Source organism: Actinoplanes sp. NPDC089786 (assembly GCF_040684855.1).
GTDB lineage: Bacteria > Actinomycetota > Actinomycetes > Mycobacteriales > Micromonosporaceae > Actinoplanes.
Map to the genome: position 1 here is coordinate 60,721 of NZ_JBFBGU010000025.1, position 20,648 is coordinate 81,368.

Consider the following 20,648-nt stretch of genomic DNA (forward strand, 5'->3'; position numbering starts at 1 on the left):
CGTGGCGTTGTGGCTGTGCCGGTGGTGTTGTGCTTCCGCCTTTTGGGCGGGAGGGGACGGCCGTAGGCCGCACGCCCCTCCCCGCCCGACCCACCCATTCCCATCTCTTCTCGATTCTTGCGTCGATCTAAACCTGCCTTGATCAAGTAGGGAAACTCGTACGCATCATCGGCTTCTGAATACGTCGACCATTCGCCACATGTAAGCCCCGCTGAGTGAGTCGAGAACCGAACCATCGCAACTAACCGCGCTGCCGGAGTGGCAGCCGCAATCCCTTTTGAAGGAGCAACTTCCGTGAACTCCATTCCTGTAGATCTGACCCGGCTCGTCGGCGTGCTCTGTGTGTCGGCTCCGGAACGAAGGACTGATCTCGACGGTGCGATCCGAAAGGATCGCGAAGGTAACGAGCTGTGGGTCACTGGCATTGCGGTACGCCGGGCTGGGACTCGCAAGGCATCCGTGATTGACGTGCAGACCGCTGTTCAGCCTCAAGGTGTGGCTGAAGGAACGCCGGTTGGCTTCACCGAGCTGGACGCTCAGCTTTGGGAGATCGAAGGCCGACATGGACTCTCTTACCGAGCAGCGTCGGTCTACCCGGCGAAGCTGGCCACCGGTGCGACGGAGGGCTCGCCGAGTCCCACGCCACGCCCTGGTAAAGCGAGCACGTCATGACCGGCTGGACCCTGGTGGATGCACCAGATCCGGCGGTGCCCTCCATCTGGTCTATCCCTGAGCCGCTGAAGGCTCTCCTCTTCGGCGTACTCAAAATCGGGGCGGTCGTAATCGGCGCCCTGGTCATCACGATCGTGATGGTAGCTATCATCCGGAGGATCGCGCCTCGGGTCTACTGGTGGACCTTCGGCTGGACGCTGCTGCGGATCCGGATGGCAATGACGTGGCGGCAGTTGATGCTCAACGCCGATCTGACGGCGACTGATCGGCCCAACACCGGGCTGCTCGGCGGCCTGGTCGTCAAGGGGCGGCCGGCGGTTCCGCTCTTCCCGGTTCTGATGCGGTTCCGGCCCAGGTCGTTCGGCGCCACGGCCCGGATCGGGATGCACGCTGGGCAGACGCCCGACGTGTTCATCGAGGCAGCCGAGGCCATGGCTCACGCGTGGCGGGTCCATGCCGTGAGGGTCACCGCGACCAAACGCGGGTCAGTCAACCTGACGATCCTGAACGATGATCCGCTCGCTATTGATGAGGGTCAAAGAAGTGCTGGGCCGCATCCTCAGCCGAGTGATGTGCCTACTGCGGTGCCGGCTGATCTGCGGGCCGACGTCGGCTATCGCGAGGATGGCCTTGCATGGGTGCTTGACCTGGTTGCCTTCCCGCATTGGCTGATCACGGGAGCTACCCAGTCGGGTAAGTCCACGCTGATCAACGCCGCTGTCGCTACCTGGGCAAGTCGGCCCATCGCCTTGGTCGGCATCGACTGCAAAGGCGGGATGGAACTGGCGCCGCATCTCCAACGGCTCTCTGCACTCGCGTGTGATCGGGAAGAAGCCGCGGAGGTTCTGACGAAGCTCGTTGCGGAGGCCACCGATCGGATGCGGCTGTGTCGTGAGCATCGGGCTCGCAACATCTGGCAGCTACCGGCTGAGGTCCGGCCGGTGCCGGTCGTGGTCATCGTTGACGAGCTTGCGGAGCTGTATCTCGTCGCCGGTCGGCACGAGAAGGATGCGGCTCTGCGAGCGACCACCAGCTTGCTGCGTCTGGGCCAGCTCGGTGCGGCTCTCGGTATCCATCTCGTGGTCGCCGGGCAGCGGGTCGGGTCGGACCTCGGTCCTGGCGTCACGGCGTTGCGGGCGCAGTTGGCCGGCCGGGTTTGTCTCAAGGTCAATGACTCTGAGTCGGCCAAGATGACGCTTGAGGATCTTTATCCCGACGCGGTCGAGGCGGCACAGGCGATCGGCGCCGACGAAAAGGGTGTCGCCATCACCACTGCCGACGACTCGGGCTGGGTGCGTGCCCGTCCATCTTTCTTCGTCCGGCTGAGCTGGATGCGGTCATCGAGAACAACGCCGGGCTGAGACCGGAGATCACCAGCCTCTGAGGTCGGCGACTAGAGCAAGGAGGTACCGCATGACGAGTTCTCGACGTGCCCGGTCGCATACGGACGCGGCCGGGCGGCGCGAGCGATTGCTGCGCGCTGAACCCGTTGTCGGCCATGCCGACCTCGTCAGCAGAGGAATCTCATGTCATCCGAACCTCGGGAAGGCTTGTCCTTCACAGATCAAGAGCTTCTGACTACCGCTACGCATCCCGACTTCCGGGCGTGGCTCAACCGGATCCGGCGGATCGGTGGCTGCCAGGACCCGGTCCACCTGATCGGTCACACGCTCACCGCCGAGCCCGGCACCGGCCGCCTGGTCGGCGCCCTCACCTCCGACTCTCAGCCGTACGGCCGGCTCACCATCGCTTGCGGCAACCGGCGTCTGTCCCGCTGCGAGCCGTGCGCCCGGCTCCATCAGGGCGACACCTACCACCTCATTGCTGCCGGGCTTGCCGGTGGCAAGGGCGTCACTGACGCGGTCAGAGGGCATCCCCGTGCCTTCGTCACGTTCACCGCGCCGAGCTTCGGAGCGGTCCATCGCGGCGGGCCATGCAACGGAGCCTCCAAATGCCGTCATGGCGCCAACTGCGTTGTGAAGCATGGCGAAGGGGACCTTCTCGTAGGGTCGCCTCTGTGTTCGCACTGCTACGACTATCCGGCTGCGGTGCTGTTCAACGCACATACCCGCGACCTGTGGCAACGGCTTCACCGCAACCTCTACGAAGACCTCGCGACGCAGCAGGGTGTCTCCCGGACGGCTATGCGCAAGGCCGTTCGGTTGTCGTACGCGAAGGTGGCCGAATGGCAGCGACGCGGGAGCGTCCACTTCCACGCCGTCATGCGGTTCGACGGCCCGGCTGGTCCTGCCGACCCGGTGCCGGCCTGGGCAACCCTCGGGCTGCTGATCCGGACCGTCCGGTCGGCGGCCCAGCGAGTCACGTACAACGTCCCTGACACAGACGTGGTCCTTCGGTTCGGGTCGCAGCTCGACATCCGGCCGATCGCGCCCGGCCGCGCCGGCGAAGAGCTGACCGAACGTGCGGTGGCGTCCTACATCGCCAAGTACGTCACGAAGCCCGAGGTCTCCGGCGTCACCGTGGACCGGCCGATCAGGGACCTCACAACAGTTCAAGTCCTGCCGGTCACCGAGCACTCGCGGAAGCTGATCCACACCTGCTGGGTCCTCGGGCTGCGGCGATGGGCGCACCAGCTCGGCTATCGCGGTCACATCGCCACCAAGAGCCGTCGCTATTCGACCACCTACACGGCGCTTCGAGCGGCTCGGGCCGAGCATCGAAAGGGCGGTGAGGCGCCAGCAGCCGACGCCCTCGTCGAGAAGGCATGGGCCTTCAGTCACTCCGGGCACACCGCAGGCCAGGCGATGTTCGCGGAGGGCATCGCCGACGACCTGCACGAAGCTCGTCAGGCGGCGCGGGAGGAACGGCGATGAGCGCCGGCTGGACGGCCGAATCAGTCCGAGCCCTTGGCCTGACCACCGATGTCGAGACCGCCGGGTCGATCCTCGGCATAGGCCGGAGCAAGGCTTATGACCTGGCAAAGAAGGGCGAGTTTCCGGTACGGGTGATCCGGGTCGGCCGCACCTACCTCGTACCGGTCTGGGCGATCCTCGAGCTACTTGGCGTCAGCCGCCCACCCGGGCCGGTGCCGGCCGGCCAACACGTCATCCACGATCAGCGCGACCACACCGGCGGTGGTCAGGTCGGGCCGTAGCGCCTTGAGCCGCTCGACCTCAGACACCGAAAGCCTGATCTTGACCTGCTGATCCCGCTTCTGGCCGTCGCCAGGTATCGGGGGCAGGCCCTGGGCGGCCTCGACCACGCGCCGTCTTCTCATCGTCCACCGTCCATGCCGCGCGACATCGAGAAGCGGTACCTTAATTGGTACCACTTCTCGATGGGGAGGTAACTCTTGCGAGGATCAGTATTCCGCCGATGCGCCTGCCGAGATCCAGGGACCGGCAAGCAGCTCGGTCAGTCATGTCCAAAGCTCACCCGGCGTCGCCACGGCACGTGGACTGTGCGACAGGAACTACCGCTCACCGCGCAGGGCGATCGGCGAACGTTCCGCCGATCCGGCTTCACGACGGCCACCGAGGCGCAGAACGAACTCAACCGGGTGCGCGCGCTGCTCGGGATACCCGACCCCGATGACCCTGACGGCCAGCAGCGCCTGGGCGACTTGCTCGAACACATCGCCTCGACCCGCGCGCCGGTACCCGCGGTCGAGGAGGTACGCAGGAAGTTCCGGAGCGGCCAGTCGCTGACCAGCCGACTCACCGTCGGCGAGTTGCTGGACCTGTGGATCGCCGGCCGGAAGATCCGCCGGAGCACGATCAAGCGGTACGAGGGCGACATCCGCGTCCACCTCAAGCCACGCATCGGCCACATCCGGATCGACCGCCTCCGGGTCGCTGACCTGAGCGAGATGTTCAACGCGATCGTCGAGCAGAACATCGAGATCACCGAGGCCAACGCCATGCGTCGCGCCGCGATCGATGAGCTGAAGACGATGCGTGGAAGAAACGCCCGAGCGGCTGCCCGCGCGTCCGTTAAGGAGATGCCACCTTTCCGGCGCACCACCGGCCCCACGACGCGTCTGCACATCAGGGCGACGTTGCGGGCCGCTCTGAACTACGCCATCACCCAAGAGTGGATCACCTTCAATCCGGCGGCCCACGTTGAACTCGACCCAGTCTCCCGCCCCAAGGCTCTGGTCTGGACAGACGAGCGGCTGGAGAAGTTCACCAAGACGGGCGTGCGGCCGTCGCCTGTGATGGTCTGGACTCCCGCCCAGACCGGCGCGTTCCTCGACTTCGCCGCCCACGACGAGCTGTATGCGCTCTTCCATCTCGTCGCGCTCCGGGGTCTACGCCGGGGTGAGGCTTGCGGGCTCCGTTGGGAGGACGTCGACCTCCGCGCAGGAGCCCTCACGGTCGCCATCCAGCTCGTGGACAACGACGGAGAGGTGCAGGAGAGCGCCCCCAAGAGCGACGCGGGAGACCGGCCAGTCGCTCTGGATGCCGAAACTGTCTCCACCCTTCGCCAGCATCGGGCGCGGCAACAGAAGGCCCGGCTGAAATGGGGCGAGGCATGGGTGGACAGCGGCCGAGTCTTCACTCGGGCGAACGGAAGCTGGGTGGAGCCGAACTGGCTGTCCGACCACTTCGACCGCCTTGTGCGGCGCAGTGGCCTGCCACCGATCCGGCTGCATGACCTGCGCCACGGCGCCGCGACCCTTGCCTTAGCGGCCGGCGTCGACATGAAGGTCGTCCAGGAGATGCTCGGCCACGCGTCCTACACGCTGACCTCGGACACGTACGCCAGTGTCCTGCCCGAGGTCGCGCGCGAAGCGGCCGAAGCCGCCGCCCGCCTGGTCCCTCGCACACGCGGGCTCACGTCGGGCTCACAGAGCCTCGTGGTAACAGATGACCCGGCCGCTCCCGAGGGAAGCCGAAAGAAGAAAGAGCAGCTCAAGGCTGCTCTTTAGGAGCGCGCCCGGCAGGATTCGAACCTGCGACCGACGGATTAGAAGTCCGTTGCTCTATCCGCTGAGCTACGGGCGCACGACGGCTTAGCTTACCTACACCGAGCCGTCGGTGAGGCCCGGCGGCATCCTAGTGTGGCCCACCCACCGCGGCCGTGTCACCAGGGAAATGCCGGCGGGCGTCACTCGCGGCTGCCCAGGGCCTTGACCGCGGGAACGCCGAGCAGGCGGCGGACCGGCAGGATGGTTGTGGTCATGGCCAGCAACGTGGCCCCGCCCAGGATGGCGGCCCAGCCCAGGGGCGGCACGTAGGGGAGGAAGGAGCCGGTCAGGGCGTGCACCACCACGGTCAGGGTGACCGCCGCGATCACGCCGCCGATGGCCAGGGCGACGCCCAGCAGGGCCGCCTGTTCGGCGTTGACCATGCGTCCTACCTGGCGGCGGGTGGTGCCGGCCAGGCGCAGGGTGGCCAGCTCGCGGCTCCGGGCCAGGGCGGCCAGGATCATGGCGTTGGCGGCGGCCAGGGCGGCGTAGCCGATCATCACGGCGACCAGGAGCTTGTTGAGCCAGGCGCTGGTGGCCATGTCGGTGGCGAGTTGGCTGGTCAGGGCGTCCACGGGCACGGCGCCGGGGATGGGGGCGTCAGCGCGGATCAGCACCTCGTCGAACGGAGCGGGGGCCAGGGTGCGCTGGTCCAGGATCACGTCGCCGAAGGCGAGACCTCGGGTGTAGATGGCCGCCACCCGCAGGCGAGCGGGGGTGCCGTCGCCGAGCCAGATCTCGGGGCGGTCGCCCACCTTCCAGTTGTTGGAGGACGCCTGCAGTTCGGAGACCGCCATGCTGTCGGGGGCCAGGGCGGCCAGGTCGCCCCGCACGACGCCGAGGTCCATGGTGTCGGCGGCGCCGGCGGAGGTGATCGCCCGGGCGGAGACCGGCTCGGCGCTGTCGAAGATCTTGATCAAGACCGAGGTGTGGCGTACGCCGGTCACGGCGGTCACCCCGGGCCGGTTGCGGACCTCGTCGAGGTCGGCGGGACCGGTGATCGCCTGCTGGGCCAGCAGGCCGTCGCGGGTCTGGGTGACGGTGGCCCGCTGCAGGTTGTCCTGGAGGAACCAGACCGAGCCGCCGAACCCCACGGACAGCACCAGAGCGGTCAGCACCGTCGCCATGCCGCGGGAGTTGGCGCGCAGGTTGGCGGCGGCCAGGTAGCCGCTCGTACCCGCGAACATCTTGAGAAGCGGGGCCAGCAGCCGCGCCGCGCCGCTGTTGATCCACGGGGCGAGCAGGGCAACCGCGGTGACGAAGAGGTAGAGCATGCCGAGCGCGCCGGTGATCGCGGTCATGCCGCCGGTGCCGGCCGCGAAACCGCCGGCGGAGAAGGCGCCGGTCAGCGTGACGACGCCGACGACGGCGCGGACCATGCCGGGCTTCGACTGTTCCACCGCGGCCTCGCCGAGCGCCTCGGTGGGGCGGATCGCGGTCGCCCGGCGGGCGGCGACGACGGCCGCGAGCATGGCGACCAAGGTGATGAGGAGCGCGGCGGCGAGGGCGGCGAAAGGGCTGGGCCCGATGGGTACGGACGCCGGCACGAAGCCCCGCGACAGCAGCTCACCGTGCAGCCAATCGGTGGCGAGCAGGCCGGCGGGCAGCCCGAGCGCCACGGCGACGCCGCTGATCAGGCCGGCCTCGGCGACCAGCATGCGGCGCACCTGGCCGGGGGTCGCGCCGATCGCCCGCAGCAGGGCGAGGTCGCGGCGGCGGTGCCGGACGGACAGGCCGATGAGACCCGCCACGACGAAGATGACCAGCAGCACCACGTACCCGCCGAACGACGCTCCGACCTGGACCAGCAGGTCAAGGGCCGTGGTGGCGGCGGAGCTCTCGGCCCGGCCGCGGTCGGCGCCGGCGAAGGTGCGGGCGGAGGCGGAGGCGGCGAGCCGGTCCAGGGTGGCCCGGTCCACCTCCGGTCCGGCCTTGACCAGGATCGCCTCGACCTGGCCGGGACGGGTCGACGGGATGGTCGCCACCGCGGTCACGCCGGGCACGGCGCGCACCTGGTTCACCAATGCCGCGGGAACGGTTCCCGGCTCCGGTAGGCGTACCCGGGAAGTGGTGGTCTCGCCGTCGAACTCCTTGTCGGTGAAGGTGATCTCGGTGCGGGCGACGACGATGTCGGCGGCCGCGTAACGCTGCGGTGCGGGTTGGTGGCGGAGGCCGGCGTCGACCAGCGAACCCATCGCCATCAGGATCAGCACGCCGAGCGTGAGGGCGATCAGGGTGGCGGTGGCGCTGCCGGGGCGGTGGCGCAACAGGCGCAGAGCAAGCTTTGTCATCGGTCAGCCCACCGGGGCCAGGGCGCGGTCGATGCGGCCGTCGCTCATGTGCAGGGCCTGATCGGCGTACGAAGCGGCGCCGGCGTCGTGGGTGACCATGATGACGGTCTGGCCGTACGCGTCGACGACCGACCGCAGCAGCGTCAGCACCTCGGCCGCGGTCCGCGAGTCGAGGGCGCCGGTCGGCTCGTCCGAGAAGATCACGTCGGGGCGGGCGGCCAGCGCGCGGGCGATCGCCACCCGCTGCTGCTGGCCGCCGGAGAGCTCGGCCGGGCGGTGCCGGAGCCGGGGGCCGAGACCGACGCGCTCGACCACCTCGTCCAGCCAGCGCCGGTCGGGGCGGGCGCCGGCCAGACGCAGCGGCAGCTCGATGTTCTCCCGCACGGTCAGCGCGGCGATCAGGTTGTAGCTCTGGAAGACGAAGCCGATCCGGTCGCGGCGCAGCTTGGTCAGCTTGGTCTCGGACAGCCGGGACAGCTCGGTGTCACCGATCCAGACCCGGCCCGACGTCGGCCGGTCCAGCCCGGCCGCGGTCTGCAGCAGCGTGCTCTTGCCGGAGCCCGACGGCCCCATCACCGCGGTGAAGGTTCCGCGGGCGAAGCCGGCGTCGACGCCGGCCAGGGCGGTCACGGTCTCGCGTCCGGAACGGTAGGTTCGCACGAGCTGTTCCACCCGTACGGCATAGGTCGTTGACATGCTTCGACGCTATTTTCGGCGCCGGTTCCGGAACAGCCCGCCAGCTACCCGACGGTGGTACCGCTGGCACTACTCCGATCTTCCGGGGCCGGCGGCACCTCGATCTCGGGCTCGCCCGGCGCCGGCAGGAATGCGTCCTGCCAGCGGGCCAGCTCCCGGAACACCTCGGTGCGGACGTGCTTGCCGGACAGCGTCAGGTCGTGCATGCCGCCGTCGAACCGGGTGATCGTCACGTGCGGGCCGAGGCGCGGCGCCCAGCGGGCGATGTGTTCGACATCGAGGACCGCGTCGGTCAGGCGTACGTCATCATCCCAGTCCTTGCCCCGGAAGGTCCGCGTCGAACACGCCACCAGGACCGGCACGTCGATCTGCAGCCCGCGCCGCAGCCGCGACTGACCGCGCGTGATCGCCTGCAGCCAGCCCGCCGTCACCGGGAACCCGAGCACCGGTTTCCAGTTGAGGTCGTAGGTCCACTCGCCGCGCTCGGTCGCGTGCAGGCTCTGGCCGTAGAGACCCAGGGCCTTGACCGGAACGATCCGGTACGGGGTGCGCTTCGCGCTGGTCGCCGTGATCGCGGCCATGAGCGGGCGGCGTACCAGCCACGGGCTGTTGAAGTCGAAGAACGGGCTGTTCAGGAACAACCCGTCGACCAGGCCCTGACCCTGCCGCGCGTGCGCCCACAGGGACGTCGTGAGGCCGCCGGTGGAATGTGCCACCACGAGCAGTTGGTCGTGCCCGTCGACGCTGCGGATGATGCGGGCCGACTCGTCCAGCTCGGGGAAGTAGTCGGTGAGGCTGCGGCAGAAGTTCGGGGTCTGGTGCGCGAGCAGGCTGCGACCGTATTTACGCAGGTCGAGCGCGTAGAAGTCCCAGCCCCGCTCGACGAAGAAGTCGGCCAGATGGGTCTGGAAGAAGTAGTCCACGAAGCCGTGGACGTACAGCACCGCGCGGCGGCTGGGGTTCGGCTGATCCGTACGCCGGCGGACCAGCGTCGCCACGACCTTGCCCTCGTCGTCGGTGCCCAGGTCGATGGTGTGCCGCTCGTACGGCGGTCCCAGAACGTCCGTTTCCACGTCACCCAGGCTAAACGGGTTGCCGGGTTATCCACAGTCTTTCGTTGTCCACAGGCCCGGCTTTCGATCTTGGCCGTTTCGGTTCAGTTGCCGCACAAGCGCTTCTCCGATCAGAAAGGCCCATGATCATGTACGACACACCCATCGTCGTCGTCGGCAACGTGCTGACCGCGCCCGAGTGGCGGCGCACCACCAAGAGCAACACCCTGGTCGCCAACTTCCGGGTGGCGTCCACCTCCCGCCGCTACGACAAGGACAACAACCGCTGGGTCGACGGCGACACCCTCCGCGTACGCGTCAACTGCTGGCGCCGCCTGGCCGAGAACGTCGGCGCCTCGGTCGCCGTCGGCGACCCGATCATGGTGGTGGGCCGGCTCTACACCCGCGACTGGATCGACTCGGAGAACAACCCGCGCACCTCCTACGAGATGGAGGCCATGGCCGTCGGCCACGACCTGGCCCGGGGCCGCACGAAGCTCTTCCGCACCCGCCCCGCCGGCGTCACGGCCGCCGAAACCCCCGAGTCCGACGGCGTGGTCCGGGGCGAGGCGGCCCCGTCCCTCGACGACCAGCCGGTGACCCTGGGCGACGGCATCCCCGCCGACACCACCGAGCCGGCCTTCGTCGAGCAGCCGCCGGCCCTCGACCCGGTGACGGCGGCCGTCCTCCCCGGCGGCGGCATGGAGCCCTTCGAGAAGGACACCAAACCGTCCGACGAGGGCGACGGCGACGACGACCCCGAGCCGCCGACCCCGCCGTCCCCGTCCCCCGCCCCGTCGCCGGCCGCGGCCGAGATCGAGATCGAGGTCGAGCGCCTCGAGGAGGAGGTGAACCAGCGCCGCCCGCGCCGCAGCCGCCGCCAGCCCATCCCGGCGTAACCGCCGCCTAGACCGCCGCCGCCCCGGGCAAACGCCCCCGCACGCACCCGGGGCGGCGGCACCTTCGGGGCGGCCGCCCGAACCCGGCAATCTCGGGCGGCCGCCCCATCGTTTGGCGTGGTGTTGACGGCAGGCCCTCGACCTCCCACAGCGACTCTCCTGAAGTGTCGGTCACGCCACGATGAGTGACCTGTCCTGGAGGCTGCTGTGCCGGAGCCTCGGCCTGGGCGAGCGTCTTCGCCGAGATCGAGCGGGCCGATTCTCCGATCGCCGAGGCGTATTCGACGCCGTTGATGCTCTCGATCGCCCGTGAGGTGTACGGGCGGGCCGGCCGTGATCCCCGCGAGCAGCTCGAGGCCTCTCTGGACTCGCGGCTCGCGGTGGAGAACAACCTGCTGGATCGGCTGGTTGACACCGCCTACGCCCAGCCGGACGGACCGCAGCCGCCGGAGCGGTCGGCCGGGCGATGGCCGAGGGAGAAAGCGTCCCGCCATCTGGCGGTCCTGGCCCGGTACCTCTACGACGCCCAGGAGCGCGACCTGCGCTGGTGGGACCTCGCCGACCGCATGCTGTCGGCCGGGACCGGGGCTCTCCTGGGCACCGCCGTCGGCCTCCTGATGGTGGTCGCGTCGCTGGCGTGCTTCGCGATCGGTGGCGGTGGGGCGGGCTCGGGCCTATGGGCCAGCGCGCTGGTCGGCTTTCTGTTCTTCGTCCTGATCGTGACAAGGTGGTCGTTGGAGAGCGCGCCGCCCGGACGCTTGCCGGCTCGGCTGTTCTCCGTGGCGGCGTTCCGCGAGGCGTTCGCCGTGGCGCCGACGCCGAGCGTGCTGATGTGGATCCCCGTTGGCGCTCGGCTCCGGGGTGGCGACAATGGCGATCGACGGCTGGTCGATCTCCAGCGGCGAGCTGTTCCTCGGGTCGATGGGGCTGGCGCTCGCCCTGCTGGTGACGTTGACTTTCGCGCTGGTGGCCTACCGATGGCTGCTGGCCGTGCCCGCCGCCGCTCGCCTGGACTCACCGCGGGAAGTGCTGCGCCAGGACCGCACCTCGGCACTGGTGAGCGCGGTCGTGAGCGGGCTTGTCTTCGCTCTGCTTCTCATGCCGCTGGGACTGACCACGGCCGTGCTGGGCAGCGCCGTCTACGGCTGGTCGACCGGCGGAGCGGGCTGGCTGCAGAACGCCTCCCTGACGGAGATCGCTGGGGCCCGCCTGGTCGATGTCGTGCCCGGCTACTTCTCCACCTGGGCGATCGTGGTGTGGCTGCTCGTCGTGGTGCCTGGACTTCTCGTCGGCACCTATCTGCTGTTGTCCCGGGCATGGTTCCGCTTCCAGATCGCGCGGTTGGTCCTGGCCGGCACCCGGGTGTTGCCGTTGCGGGTGCTCGGACTGCTCGAGGATGCCTGCCGGCGCAAACTGCTACGGCAGTCCGGCGGGGCCTACCAGTTCCGGCATCTGCGGCTCCAGGAGCGGCTCGCGGACGATCAGTCGGCCGCCTACCGCGCTGAGCTGGAAACGGCACGGCGGCGGGCCCGGCGGCGGCACCGCATTCTCGTGCCGGCGCTGATTGGAGCCTTCCTGGCCAGTCTCGTCATTCCGCTGGCGGTAGTGCCCCGCGACGACGCCGACAAGGTGTTGCGACTGCCCTACGGCCGTCTTGCCGAGAGCCTCGTGATCAGCCCGGACGGCGAGACTCTGGCCACCTCGTCCGCTGATGGCGTCCGGCTGTGGCGACTGGACCAGGCCGGCGACGAGGACCACGAGCCCTATTTCGTCGGAACCGCCGGCGACAACGTCCGCCCGTACTTCAACCCGAGCGGGCAGTTGTTCTTCGTCCGCGACGAAGTCTCCTTGTCGCCCGGCCCTGACGCGGATGCCGAGCCCCGCGTTCGCGTGTGGCGCTGGGCTGCGCGCGGCTGGGAGCAGCTCGGCGCAGCTTGGCCGCCCGAGAGCGTGGTGCTTCTCGACAACGGAGCCAAGGTCGGCCTGCTGTCCGCCGGCGACGGGCGGGCGAACGCGACCCTCAACGTCTACTCCGCCGACAGCGAGAGTGCCCTCTCGATCCCCGGCCGTTTCGCCGTCGATCTCGGCGACGCTGATCCGCCCGAATACGACGCCGACGGCGCACCCATGGATCTAGTCGGGCGGCGCTTCGTCCTGAGTGGAAGTCACGATGGCTCCCTCACCGTGTGGGACACCGCCGGCGACCCGCCTTCGCGGAGGACGATCGCGCAGCCAGGTGGCGGACCGAACGAAGCGATGGTGGATCCGGCGGGCAAACGCGTGGTGGTGCGCACCAAGAACGGTGCGAAGCTTTTCGACCTGGCGAGCGGGACGTCGGTCACGCTTCCCTTCCGCGAGACCAAGTCCGAGCTCCGCTTCGATCCGACCGGCACGTGGCTCGCCGGCTCGAGCGGAAACCGGGAGAACGACGACGGCGACGATTTCACGGTAACTGTCTGGAACGCGGCGGACAGCCGGCAACGGCGCTCCTGGCCACTCGGCGGGGACGTTGTCGACTTCGACTTCGTCCCTGGCGCGCCCACGCTTCTGGTGAAGACCGCTGAGCCAGAGTCGGACTACAGCACCTTGCAGCTACTGCCGGTGAACGGCGGCCCTGCGTCGCCGCCGGTGACCGGTGCCACGGGCTATTCCCTGTACCAGACCCGGCCGAAACCGATCCTGGTCGTTCCGCGCTTCCGGTCGGGCCCGTCGGGCGGCCAGCAGGTCGACATCCTCGATGCGACCTCGGGGAGCACGAACCACACGATCGCCTTTTCCGGCGACCTCGAACAGGCCGACGGCTGGACCCCCGGGTCCGGTGCCGACGAGGGCCAGCCACCCCCGATCGTCGCCACCACCGCGAACGGCCGCATGGCATGGAACGCTGTGACGGGGCAGAAGCTGGGCCCCGACGGGCGGGTCGACTGGGTGGACCACCTTGAGAACCCGCTCGGCACGGTCATCGCCGGGAGGAGCGACCGCGGCCTGGCGGTCTACGACGCCAGGACGGGCGTGCTCATCCGGCGGCTGGTTCGGTCAGTGCCGCCGCCGTCGCCGAGCGAGGACGACACCAACACCGACTTCGGCCCGATCGGGGCACTCTTCAGCGCGGACGGCCGGTTCCTCGCCACGCCCGCGGCGCACGACGCGATCCAGGTGTGGGATCTCGCCGACGGCGACGCGATCGAGCTGAAAGGGGCACAGCGGAAGACTGGCGACGTTCGTCTGGGGCTGCGGGAAGACCTGGGACACGTTGATCAGCGCGGGTATGGCGGACTCGACCGTACGGCTGTGGAGGTTGTGACCCCGGTGCGGACACCCACGCCGCGACACCCACGAGCTTCGTCATCTTGACCGCGCCGTTGGCCAGGTTGCCAACGGCTCCGGTCGTGGTGAGGTCGGTGGCGAAGGTAGCGGAACGCACCCAGCCGTAGGTCAGCTTCTTCCACCTAGGCAAGTACTTGCCTGGGTGGAAAGCGACTGCTACTTTCCTAGTAGGAAACTTGTTGCTAGGAGGGAACATGAACGAGCACATCCACCCGGACGACGCGGCACGATCCTTGGCCGAGGTTCGGCGCCGCAAGGAACAGATCGTTGCGCTGTCCCGGATTCCCGGCTGGTTCCGCTGGACCGTCGCGCTTCTCGCGGTCGTCCTGGCCGCCGGCCTCGACAGCCGAAGACCCCTGCTCATCGGCGTTGGCACGACCGTGTTCGTACTCGGCCTGTTGATCGCCCTGGGTGTGATCTTCGGGCGCGGCTGGAGCCGGGCCACCCCCCGCCACGACCTTCTGGGTCCACGCGCGGGGCTGGTCATCGTGGCCTTCGTCGGTCTGGTCCTGCTGGTCAACCTGCCGACGACGTTCCTTCTGCAGGCCGCCGGCTCGCCACTTCCGGCGACGGTCGGCGCGGTCGCCGGCGGGGTGGTGATGATTGTCGGCGGCCCGATCGTGGCCCGCTACCTCCGTCGGCTGGCCGACGACGGCCGATGATCCCGCCCAAGTTCGACGAGCTCATCCACGCCCCGACCCGACTGTCCATCGTGGCGCTGCTGGCCGCCGCCGAGGACGCGGAGTTCCGCTTCATCCGTGACAGCGTCGGCCTGTCCGACTCGGCGCTTTCCAAGCAGCTCACCACCCTGGAAGAGGCCGGGTACGTCGAGATCCGTAAGTCCTTCGTCGGCAAACGGCCTCGCACGTCCGCGCGGCTCACCACGGTCGGCCGGGCCGCCTTCGACCAGCATGTCAGCGCCTTGCAGCAGATCGTGGCCCAAGCGGGCCGCACCGTACGCCCGGACGGCGCAACCCAGTGAGTGGCGCCGCGTGGCCGAGGCCACGCGGCGCTTCACGGTCACGACAGCCGGATCAACGATCTTCACGCTGCCGGCAGGCTTCCGCCCCGGTTCGTCAACGACGCAGCCGGACCAGCGACCTACGCCGTCCTTTCCGGCGTGGTCATTCTCTACATCCTCTTCCAGGCCCCCGCCACCTGTGCCGCGATCAACCGAATCACCCAGCGCACCGGCGAGGTCGACTACTGCCGCAACAACTGCGGCGGCATGCTGCTGGGCTGCCACGTCCGCCAGCACAAGTTCCAGAAGTTCAAGACACTGTGGTGGCAGCAGAGCTGGCGCAACAAGACCAGGGGCATGCTGTCCGGCGGACCGGCCGTCTTCGCCACCATCGCCACCACCATCGCCACCATCATCGGCACCATCATCGGCACCATCACCGGCATCTTCGGCATGGTCCACGACCTGGTGTGAAAGCTTCGCCACCCTGGGTGTCATATCGGTGCCGACACAGCACTGCAGGCGTTGGAACGCGACCTTCCTCGCGTCGTCGACGGACGCCTCAATACCGCCAGCAGTCACCTGCGAGAATCCTGCCGCACCGCCTCACCCTCGCCATCGAAGAATCGCCATGCGGCCCACCAGGTCTGAAGTCTGAACAGGCCTGAACAGGCCAAGGCAACGTGCCCTTCCTCTGTTCGGCGTTCGGAGGCGTCAGGCTAGTCGCAGCCGAAGCCGTCGTTGTCGCGGTCGAGGTCGTAGACGTCGGTGCCGATCACCTTGACCACGCCGTCGACGTAGGACGGGCCGTTTCCGCTGCCTCCGGCGCAGTCGACGTCGCTGTCGATGGGGACGCAGGCGCCGGAATAGTTGGGGTCGCAGTCGGGCTCGTCGGATCTGGTGCCTACCGCTATCACCCTGGTCGTCGGCTGCTTGGTGACCTTGGAGCTGATCAGGCGCTTGGCGGTCTGGGCGCCGTCGGTCAGGGTCAGCTCGTAGGTCAACGTTCGCACCCCGGCGACACCCTGTTTGCGCACCTCCTTGGTGCCCTCGGCCATGTCCGGATCAGTGGTGGTGCGTGTCTTGAACGGGATCGCCCGCTTCTCCTGGACGGTGCGTTTCCGGACGGCAGGAGTGGCCGGCGCAGTTGTGGTGGGCGGGGCGGGGACCGTTGAGCTGGGGACGGTTGAGGTGGTGGGCGGGGCGGGGGTGGTGGAGTCGCGGGGCTGAGTGAGCGGCGCGATGTCGGCGGCCTCGTCGCGGTCGGTTGCCGGGGTCGCGGAGGGGATTGGGTCGAGGGCCGCTCCGATGGCGCCCACGCCGGTGACGCCGCCGCAGCAGAGGACGAGCGGGCCGGCGACGAGGACGGCGACACGCTGGAGCGGGCTGAGGCGGGCCCACAGCCGGCGCACGGAACCGCGGCGCGGGTGGGACGGCTGGTAGGTCACCTCGTCAGGGTGGCCCTGGGCGGGGCGGCGCAGCATCGCTTGATCGTCCACAGGCGACTCGTCCGGCGTGGGCCGAGTGGCTGGTTCGGATCAGCCGGGTGGCCTGATCGAGACTCGTCCTACGATGAGCGCATGGTTCGACGGCTCGGGTGGTTGCTGGTGGTTTCGCTTGTGGTGGGGGGCTGCGGGAACGAGGAGCAGCCGGATGCCGCGCCGTCGGGCGGTCCGGTGGTCACGCCGGCGGTCAGTTCGGTGGCGCCCAGCCCGACGGTCAGCGCCGGCCCGGCGCCGCAAGGGTTCAAGGCCCGGGACGTCGATGATCTCGGGAAGCTGTGTGGCATGCCGAAACGGCAGGCGGCGGGGGCGGCGGCGTTCGCGGGGCCGGGGCCGTACCCAACGGTGGTCTTCAGTAAGGACGCGGGCGAGAAGGCGTACTCGCGGGTCGGCCTGGAGCGGAAATATCAGCTGGCCTATCCCGAGGACGCGAGCCTGCTGGCCTGTGTCACCGGCAGCAAGGGCAAGCGGGTGGGGCGGTGCAGCTACCACGACGTGGCGACGGATGACACCTTCGTCACCACTGTGGACGGGCAGCGGTTCACGGTCGAGGTTTTCGCGCTGGCCACCGGCAAGCGGATCGCCCGGAAGACGTTGACGACGGCCGGCTCCTGCCCGAAGAGCCTGGTTCCGAAGGCTGGGGTCGATCAGACCAAACACGTCTACGCGACGTTGTCGTCCGAGCAGATCGAGGCGGTCGTGGGGCCCTACTACAAGGGCTGACGGGTCATGGTGACGTCGATCGGGTCCTCGGACTCGTAGCGGAAGCCGTGCCGTTCGTAGAGGCGGCGGGCGGGGCTGCCCTGGAGGACGATCAGGCTGACCGTTGCGTGGCGAGCGCGGGCGAGGGTGGCCTCGAGAATGGCGGAACCGAGGCCCTGACCCTGGTGTTGAGGGGCCAGGTAGAAGTGCTCCAGCCAGTGGCGGTCGGCGGCCGGGCGCAGGGTGATGGATCCGGCGAGAGCCGCGGCGATCTCGATGATCGAGGTGTGGCTGGGGGTGAACGCGTCGCGGAGGCGTTGGCGTACCCGGTGATCGTCGTAGCGGCCCAGGCGGGTCAGGTCGGCGCGCATCACCTCGGCGCGCAGGTCGGCCAGCGGCTCGATGTCGGCGGGCTCGGCGGGACGTAAGGACCAGGTCACGGGTGGGAGTGTGCCAGCCGGAGGGCGTTGAGCCGACGCCGGCGACCTCAATGAGGTTGCCGGGCGGACGCGGCTGTCACGGACTCGAGGCCCGGCGGCAGAATGGCCCGGTGATCTCCGCACCCGACGCCACCGGCCTGGTCGCGGGCTATCTGCTCGATCTCGCTCTGGGCGATCCGCGCCGGTGGCACCCGGTGGCCGGGTTCGGGCGGGCGGCCGGCCTCCTGGAGCGGAAGGTCTATGCGCCGCGGCGCCGTAACGGGGTGGTGTTCACGGCGGTGGCGGTCGGGGTTCCGGTGCTCGCCGGGGCGGGGCTGGCCGCGCTGACCCGGAGACAGCCGGTGGCGCGGGCCGTGCTGGTGGCCGCCGCGACCTGGACCGTGCTCGGCGGGCGGACGCTTCGCCGGGAAGCGACGACGATGAGCTCTCATCTGGCGAACGGCGATCTCGACGCCGCGCGGGGACGGCTCGGGCATCTCTGCGGGCGCGACCCGAGCGCGCTGGACGAGCGGGAGCTGGCCCGGGCCACGGTCGAGTCGGTGGCCGAGAACACCTCCGACGCCGTGGTCGCGCCGCTGTTCTGGGGTGCGGTCGCGGGGCTGCCGGGGCTGCTGGGCTACCGCGCGGCCAACACGCTTGATGCGATGGTCGGGCACCGGTCCGGCCGGTACGCCCGGTTCGGCACCGCCTCGGCCCGGCTCGACGACGCGCTCAACCTGGTGCCCTCGCGGCTGACCGGGCTGCTCACCATCGCGTTCGCGCGGGACCGGAAAGAGGCTTTCCGGGTCTGGCGGCGGGACCGCGACGACCATCCTTCGCCCAACGCGGGGCAGTGCGAGGCGGCCATGGCGGGCGCTCTGGGCGTACGCCTGGGTGGGCGGAATGTCTATTTCGGTCGCAGCGAGACGCGGCCGTTCCTGGGCGACGGCCCCAAGCCGGGCCATCGGGACGTGGCGCGGGCGGCGCGGCTCTCGGCGGCGGCCGGTGGGGTGGCGGTCGGACTGGCGGCCGGGTTGCGGCTAGCTTTCAGGGGTGGACGGGGGAGGACTGCTGGTGGCCGGGACCACCTCGGACGCCGGGAAGAGCGTGGTCACGGCCGGCATCTGTAGGTGGCTGTGGCGCAACGGTGTGCGGGTGGCGCCGTTCAAGGCGCAGAACATGTCGAACAACTCGGTCGTGGTCGCCGGGCCGGACGGCCGGGGCGGCGAGATCGGCCGGGCCCAGGCGATGCAGGCGGCGGCCTGCGGGGTGGCCCCCGACCTGCGCTTCAACCCGGTTCTGCTCAAGCCGGGCAGCGACCGGTCGAGCCAGGTCGTGCTGCTCGGCGAGGCGGTCGACACGGTCACCGCGGGCAACTACCGGTCGATCAAGCCGAGGCTGGCCGAGGCCGCGTACGCCGCGCTGGCCGAGTTGCGCGCCGAGTACGACGCGGTGATCTGTGAGGGCGCCGGCAGCCCGGCCGAGATCAACCTTCGGGACGGCGACTTCGTCAACATGGGCCTGGCCACGGCCGCGGACCTGCCGGCGGTGGTGGTCGGCGACATCGACCGCGGCGGGGTGTTCGCCGCCCTGCACGGCACGGTCGCCCTGCTCAGCGAGGCCGACCAGGCGCGCGTCGCCGGCTTCGTGATCAACAAGTTCCGTGGCAGCCGGTCCATCCTGCGGCCCGGCCTCGACATGATCACCAAGGTGACGGGCCGGCCGGTGCTCGGCGTCCTGCCCTACGAGAGCGATGTTCAGGTCGATGGAGAGGATTCGCTGGCGTACGGGCGGCTCCTCGGCCGCCCCGGCCCGCCGCACGGCACCGAATGGCTGCGCGTCGCGGTGATCCGGCTGCCGCGCATCTCCAACGCCACCGACGCCGAGGCGATCGCCGCCGAACCGGGCGTGCGGGTGCGGATCACCACCGAACCCGCCGATCTGCTCGACGCCGACCTGGTCGTCCTGCCCGGCTCGAAGGCGACGGTCAGCGACCTGGCCTGGCTGCGCGCGACCGGCCTGGCCGACGCGGTGGTGAGCCACGCCGGACAGGGCAAACCGCTGCTCGGCATCTGCGGCGGCTTCCAGATGCTCGGCCGGGCCATCCACGACGACGTCGAATCCGGCCTGGGCACGGTGCCCGGCCTGGGCCTGCTCCCGGTCGAGGTCACTTTCGGCCGGCGAAAGACAGTTCGACAATCGCGGGGGTACGCCCGGAGCACGCCCGTGACCGGCTACGAGATCCGCCACGGGTACGTGTCCGGTGACGACGCCGCGCAGCCGTTCCTCACCTACGCCGACGGGCGGCCGGAAGGTGCCGTGGCGGCCACCGTCAGCGGCACCCACTGGCACGGCGCCTTCGAATCCGACGAGTTCCGCCGCCTCTTCCTCACCACGGCGGCCCGGCAGGCGGGCCGGACCGGCTGGCGACCGGCGCCGGGAACGAGCTTTCACGGCGTACGCGAAAAGGCCCTTGATCTTCTCGGCGACCTGATCGAAGAGCATCTGGACACTGCCGCCCTGTGGCGCCTGATCGAGAACGGCGCGCCGGCCGGGCTGCCCGTGCTGCCGCCCGGAGCGCCGTGACCAGCGAACGCTTCGCCGACCTGGCCGTCGCCGTGCATGCCGTGCTCCCGCGCCTGGGCCGGACCCGGCTGGTCGCCGTGGACGGACCGAGCGGCGCCGGCAAGACCTGGTTCGCCGACCGGCTGGGCCAGGCGACCGGCGCGCCCGTGGTGCACACCGACGACCTCCTGGACGGCTGGGACGACCAGTTCGCGTTCTGGCGCCGGCTGGAGGAATCAGTGTTATCCCCGATGCGCCGGGGGGTGGCCGCGGAATACCGTCGCTACGACTGGACGTGCGGACGCTTCGGCGACGAGGTCGTCCGGGTGGAACCCCCGGACGTGCTCATCGTGGAAGGCGTGTCGTCGGCGCGCGAGGTGATCCGGCCCGAGCTGAGCCTTGGCGTGTTCGTGAGCGCGCCGCCCGAGCTCTGCGTGGCCCGGGTCGTCGAGCGCGACGGGGGACACGACGTTGCGTTCGCGGCGTACCTTGACCGGTGGCGGCGTGCCGAAGCTCGGCATTTCGCCGCCGACGGTACGGCCACACACGCCGACCTGCTGGTCGACGGTGCGGTGAACGGTGACGACGAGCGGTACGAACGACTCTGGCGAAGCTCGCCGGGGTAGGTGACG

The 20,648-nt window shown here is 69.7% G+C and carries 20 protein-coding genes and 1 tRNA gene; 14 read left to right on the forward strand and 7 right to left on the reverse strand.

The window, feature by feature from the left end; translation table 11 throughout:
• Positions 1–294: 294 nt before the first annotated feature.
• From AB0O15_RS40820 to AB0O15_RS40835, 4 genes are all read left to right on the forward strand, one after another.
• The gene (locus tag AB0O15_RS40820) at positions 295–672 is read left to right on the forward strand and encodes a hypothetical protein (RefSeq protein WP_364331009.1); all 378 of its coding nucleotides are present in this window, start codon (positions 295–297) and stop codon (positions 670–672) included.
• Positions 669–2,033, forward strand: coding sequence for an FtsK/SpoIIIE domain-containing protein (locus AB0O15_RS40825; RefSeq protein WP_364331012.1), 1,365 nt, complete (start codon positions 669–671; stop codon positions 2,031–2,033). The genes AB0O15_RS40820 and AB0O15_RS40825 overlap by 4 nt, the downstream gene beginning before the upstream one ends.
• A gap of 165 nt (positions 2,034–2,198) precedes the next feature.
• A complete protein-coding gene (locus AB0O15_RS40830; protein WP_364331015.1) occupies positions 2,199–3,506 on the forward strand; it encodes a replication initiator in 1,308 nt (435 codons plus the stop codon).
• Positions 3,503–3,787: a helix-turn-helix domain-containing protein gene (locus tag AB0O15_RS40835; protein WP_364331018.1), complete on the forward strand. Its 285-nt coding sequence runs from the start codon at positions 3,503–3,505 to the stop codon at positions 3,785–3,787. Before AB0O15_RS40830 ends, AB0O15_RS40835 begins: the two co-directional genes overlap by 4 nt.
• Here AB0O15_RS40835 and AB0O15_RS40840 read toward each other — a convergent pair.
• Positions 3,689–3,910 carry a hypothetical protein gene (locus tag AB0O15_RS40840; protein ID WP_364331217.1) on the reverse strand — a complete coding sequence of 74 codons (222 nt, stop codon included), beginning with the start codon at positions 3,908–3,910 and terminating at the stop codon, positions 3,689–3,691. The two genes, AB0O15_RS40835 and AB0O15_RS40840, sit on opposite strands and share 99 nt — an antisense overlap.
• A 183-nt stretch (positions 3,911–4,093) precedes the next feature.
• Here AB0O15_RS40840 and AB0O15_RS40845 point away from each other — a divergent pair, with 183 nt between their 5' ends.
• Positions 4,094–5,563 (forward strand): site-specific integrase, encoded by a 1,470-nt coding sequence (locus tag AB0O15_RS40845; protein ID WP_364331021.1) that lies wholly within the window; start codon positions 4,094–4,096, stop codon positions 5,561–5,563.
• A 3-nt stretch (positions 5,564–5,566) separates the two neighbouring features.
• On the opposite strand, the gene AB0O15_RS40850 is transcribed toward AB0O15_RS40845, so the two are convergent.
• The 4 genes from AB0O15_RS40850 to AB0O15_RS40865 all read right to left on the reverse strand — a co-directional run bounded on the left by AB0O15_RS40850 (position 5,567) and on the right by AB0O15_RS40865 (position 9,662).
• Positions 5,567–5,639, reverse strand: a tRNA-Arg gene (locus AB0O15_RS40850).
• Between the two features lie 103 nt (positions 5,640–5,742).
• Positions 5,743–7,893, reverse strand: coding sequence for an FtsX-like permease family protein (locus AB0O15_RS40855; protein ID WP_364331024.1), 2,151 nt, complete (start codon positions 7,891–7,893; stop codon positions 5,743–5,745).
• A 3-nt stretch (positions 7,894–7,896) separates the two neighbouring features.
• Positions 7,897–8,589: an ABC transporter ATP-binding protein gene (locus AB0O15_RS40860; RefSeq protein ID WP_364331027.1), complete on the reverse strand. Its 693-nt coding sequence runs from the start codon at positions 8,587–8,589 to the stop codon at positions 7,897–7,899.
• A gap of 44 nt (positions 8,590–8,633) precedes the next feature.
• Positions 8,634–9,662, reverse strand: coding sequence for an alpha/beta hydrolase (locus AB0O15_RS40865; RefSeq protein ID WP_364331030.1), 1,029 nt, complete (start codon positions 9,660–9,662; stop codon positions 8,634–8,636).
• Positions 9,663–9,790: 128 nt separating this feature from the next.
• Between AB0O15_RS40865 and AB0O15_RS40870 the strand changes: the two genes are divergently transcribed.
• The 5 genes from AB0O15_RS40870 to AB0O15_RS40890 all read left to right on the forward strand — a co-directional run bounded on the left by AB0O15_RS40870 (position 9,791) and on the right by AB0O15_RS40890 (position 15,302).
• Positions 9,791–10,540, forward strand: coding sequence for a single-stranded DNA-binding protein (locus AB0O15_RS40870; RefSeq protein WP_364331033.1), 750 nt, complete (start codon positions 9,791–9,793; stop codon positions 10,538–10,540).
• An 870-nt stretch (positions 10,541–11,410) separates the two neighbouring features.
• Positions 11,411–13,894 carry a WD40 repeat domain-containing protein gene (locus tag AB0O15_RS40875; RefSeq protein WP_364331036.1) on the forward strand — a complete coding sequence of 828 codons (2,484 nt, stop codon included), beginning with the start codon at positions 11,411–11,413 and terminating at the stop codon, positions 13,892–13,894.
• Between the two features lie 167 nt (positions 13,895–14,061).
• A complete protein-coding gene (locus AB0O15_RS40880; protein ID WP_364331039.1) occupies positions 14,062–14,529 on the forward strand; it encodes a hypothetical protein in 468 nt (155 codons plus the stop codon).
• Positions 14,526–14,849, forward strand: coding sequence for a transcriptional regulator (locus tag AB0O15_RS40885; RefSeq protein ID WP_364331042.1), 324 nt, complete (start codon positions 14,526–14,528; stop codon positions 14,847–14,849). The genes AB0O15_RS40880 and AB0O15_RS40885 overlap by 4 nt, the downstream gene beginning before the upstream one ends.
• A gap of 138 nt (positions 14,850–14,987) precedes the next feature.
• Positions 14,988–15,302 (forward strand): hypothetical protein, encoded by a 315-nt coding sequence (locus AB0O15_RS40890; RefSeq protein WP_364331044.1) that lies wholly within the window; start codon positions 14,988–14,990, stop codon positions 15,300–15,302.
• 245 nt (positions 15,303–15,547) lie between these two features.
• Here AB0O15_RS40890 and AB0O15_RS40895 read toward each other — a convergent pair whose 3' ends face one another.
• Positions 15,548–16,327: a G5 domain-containing protein gene (locus tag AB0O15_RS40895; protein WP_364331047.1), complete on the reverse strand. Its 780-nt coding sequence runs from the start codon at positions 16,325–16,327 to the stop codon at positions 15,548–15,550.
• A gap of 81 nt (positions 16,328–16,408) precedes the next feature.
• On the opposite strand from AB0O15_RS40895, the gene AB0O15_RS40900 reads away from it, so the two are divergent.
• Positions 16,409–17,053, forward strand: a complete 645-nt coding sequence (locus AB0O15_RS40900) for a hypothetical protein (RefSeq protein ID WP_364331050.1) — start codon at positions 16,409–16,411, stop codon at positions 17,051–17,053.
• On the opposite strand, the gene AB0O15_RS40905 is transcribed toward AB0O15_RS40900, so the two are convergent.
• The gene (locus tag AB0O15_RS40905) at positions 17,041–17,472 is read right to left on the reverse strand and encodes a GNAT family N-acetyltransferase (RefSeq protein ID WP_364331053.1); all 432 of its coding nucleotides are present in this window, start codon (positions 17,470–17,472) and stop codon (positions 17,041–17,043) included. The two genes, AB0O15_RS40900 and AB0O15_RS40905, sit on opposite strands and share 13 nt — an antisense overlap.
• Before the next feature lie 113 nt (positions 17,473–17,585).
• On the opposite strand from AB0O15_RS40905, the gene AB0O15_RS40910 reads away from it, so the two are divergent.
• Genes AB0O15_RS40910 through AB0O15_RS40920 form a run of 3 tightly spaced genes read left to right on the forward strand, consistent with a single transcriptional unit; the run spans position 17,586 to position 20,642 of the window.
• Positions 17,586–18,581, forward strand: coding sequence for a cobalamin biosynthesis protein (locus AB0O15_RS40910; protein WP_364331203.1), 996 nt, complete (start codon positions 17,586–17,588; stop codon positions 18,579–18,581).
• Entirely contained in the window at positions 18,505–20,037 is a 1,533-nt protein-coding gene (locus tag AB0O15_RS40915; RefSeq protein ID WP_364331056.1) for a cobyric acid synthase, read from the forward strand. The genes AB0O15_RS40910 and AB0O15_RS40915 overlap by 77 nt, the downstream gene beginning before the upstream one ends.
• Positions 20,034–20,642 carry a hypothetical protein gene (locus AB0O15_RS40920; RefSeq protein ID WP_364331059.1) on the forward strand — a complete coding sequence of 203 codons (609 nt, stop codon included), beginning with the start codon at positions 20,034–20,036 and terminating at the stop codon, positions 20,640–20,642. The genes AB0O15_RS40915 and AB0O15_RS40920 overlap by 4 nt, the downstream gene beginning before the upstream one ends.
• Positions 20,643–20,648: the final 6 nt, after the last annotated feature.

Bases quoted from the DNA above. Each gene is read 5' to 3' on its own strand.
- AB0O15_RS40835 (WP_364331018.1), top strand. From the start codon at position 3,503: ATGAGCGCCGGCTGGACGGCCGAATCAGTCCGAGCCCTTGGCCTGACC.
- AB0O15_RS40880 (WP_364331039.1), top strand. From the start codon at position 14,062: ATGAACGAGCACATCCACCCGGACGACGCGGCACGATCCTTGGCCGAG.
- AB0O15_RS40840 (WP_364331217.1), bottom strand. From the start codon at position 3,910: ATGAGAAGACGGCGCGTGGTCGAGGCCGCCCAGGGCCTGCCCCCGATA.
- AB0O15_RS40855 (WP_364331024.1), bottom strand. From the start codon at position 7,893: ATGACAAAGCTTGCTCTGCGCCTGTTGCGCCACCGCCCCGGCAGCGCC.
- AB0O15_RS40870 (WP_364331033.1), top strand. From the start codon at position 9,791: ATGTACGACACACCCATCGTCGTCGTCGGCAACGTGCTGACCGCGCCC.
- AB0O15_RS40860 (WP_364331027.1), bottom strand. From the start codon at position 8,589: ATGTCAACGACCTATGCCGTACGGGTGGAACAGCTCGTGCGAACCTAC.
- AB0O15_RS40900 (WP_364331050.1), top strand. From the start codon at position 16,409: ATGGTTCGACGGCTCGGGTGGTTGCTGGTGGTTTCGCTTGTGGTGGGG.
- AB0O15_RS40885 (WP_364331042.1), top strand. From the start codon at position 14,526: ATGATCCCGCCCAAGTTCGACGAGCTCATCCACGCCCCGACCCGACTG.
- AB0O15_RS40830 (WP_364331015.1), top strand. From the start codon at position 2,199: ATGTCATCCGAACCTCGGGAAGGCTTGTCCTTCACAGATCAAGAGCTT.
- AB0O15_RS40825 (WP_364331012.1), top strand. From the start codon at position 669: ATGACCGGCTGGACCCTGGTGGATGCACCAGATCCGGCGGTGCCCTCC.
- AB0O15_RS40875 (WP_364331036.1), top strand. From the start codon at position 11,411: ATGGCGATCGACGGCTGGTCGATCTCCAGCGGCGAGCTGTTCCTCGGG.